Below are 1,590 nucleotides of genomic sequence, written 5' to 3'. Positions count from 1 at the left end.
CAAACCCCCGCCCCCTGGTAACTTTTACTACCATTGCCGAAAAATTATAAAGTTTTGTAAATAGCTGCGTAACTTCTCTGAGTGACCCAGACAAATAAATAGAACAACTTGGTACAATAAGTTGAATCTCATACCCCTTCTCTAAAATGGATACAACAAAAGATTGTCGGGTCATTGGTAATGGAGACTAGGTAAAATTACCGCTATTATCACTTATCACTTACCAATTACCAAAAGGCAGTAAAAGGGAGGAGGTCAAAGTTGCATAACAGATCAACTATGTACCATCAGAGCAAGCTTAAAGCCATGAGGGGGCTAGAGTTTTAGTACAAATGTTCTGCATAAGTGACATGCTCCCCAGTAAAACGTTGTTGCAGGCTGACAGGATAATTCATATCCAAACCAAACCAAACATTATTGTAGTCACCCTGAAAAAAATACCAGAGTTAGGCAAATGACCCAATCTATTACTATTACTAAAGACGAGATTCAAGCTTGCTTAATTAATCAGTTAGCTGAGCGCCTGGAAATGGAACCGGCTGATATTGATATTAATGATAATTTTGATAACTATAACTTAGATTAAGGCCAGGCTTTAATTTTGCTGAGACGGTTATAAAAGTTGCTTGGACGTTAATTTAATCCAGTCTTAATTTTAAACTATCCAATAGTTAAAAAAAATGCTCAGGGTTTAGTTCAATATTCATAGCTTGCTAAAAAAATGTAAGCATAAAAATTTGTAAAAAGTATCATTAAAAAATGCTGTTGAATCTAGCTATAATACTTGTTATTGATTTAGAGCCTAGAGTTACAGCAATGGGATGCTATCCAATAACGTTACTGGTGACTATTAAACACTAAAAATAAATTGACTAATCAATGTAAGCTATTAGCTATCAGCTAATGGGTGTAGGGCATATGCTTACTAAGCAATAACACTCAATCTCAAGACTATGATGTTGTCATTAAAGGGTTTTTAACATGGAACCAATTGCAATAATTGGCATCGGGTGTCGTTTTCCTGGTGCCGAAAATCCAGAGGCTTTTTGGCAACTATTATGTGATGGAGTCGATGCCATTACTGAAATCCCCAAAACCCGTTGGGATCTCGATGAGCTCTATGATTCTGACCCAGATACTCCTGGCAAAATGAACTCTCGCTACGGGGGCTTTTTGCCCCAAGTAGACCAGTTTGACCCCCACTTCTTCGGCATCTCCCCCCAAGAAGCCACTGCCATGGACCCCCAACAACGGCTATTGCTAGAGGTGGCTTGGGAAGCCCTGGAAGATGCAGGACAGGTGCGAGACCACTTGGCTGGCTCCCGAACTGGAGTATTTGTGGGAATTTCCAACAATGATTACAGCTACACTCATCCAGAGTATTCAACCAGACCCGAAGGATACGATCTCACCGGTAATGCCTTGAATATTGCTGCTGGTCGCCTTTCCTATGTATTCAATTGGGTGTGGCTCTTTTGGAAAGACGTTTGGTCAGGTTTAGAGAGGTATCGGAAGAGTAGGAGGAGCAGTAATAGAGCAACGAGCTTGAATTAGTCGTTTCATCAAAGGAAGGCCATCTTTGTACAAAGA

The 1,590-nt window shown here is 40.1% G+C and carries 1 protein-coding gene and 1 pseudogene; both read left to right on the top strand.

Annotation, left to right across the window (positions count from 1 at the left end):
* The first annotated feature begins 454 nt into the window (after positions 1 to 454).
* Positions 455 to 586 carry a hypothetical protein gene (locus F6K37_RS41585; protein ID WP_287257110.1) on the top strand — a complete coding sequence of 44 codons (132 nt, stop codon included), beginning with the start codon at positions 455 to 457 and terminating at the stop codon, positions 584 to 586.
* Between the two features lie 395 nt (positions 587 to 981).
* A pseudogene (locus F6K37_RS41580) lies at positions 982 to 1,461 on the top strand (beta-ketoacyl synthase N-terminal-like domain-containing protein); the annotation flags it as partial.
* Positions 1,462 to 1,590 lie beyond the last annotated feature (129 nt).

This window comes from Moorena sp. SIO4E2 (assembly GCF_010671945.1).
Classification (GTDB): Bacteria; Cyanobacteriota; Cyanobacteriia; order Cyanobacteriales; family Coleofasciculaceae; genus Moorena; species Moorena producens.
This window is presented reverse-complemented; position numbering and strand designations above follow the sequence as displayed.

Bases quoted from the DNA above. Each gene is read 5' to 3' on its own strand.
- F6K37_RS41585 (WP_287257110.1), top strand. From the start codon at position 455: ATGACCCAATCTATTACTATTACTAAAGACGAGATTCAAGCTTGCTTA.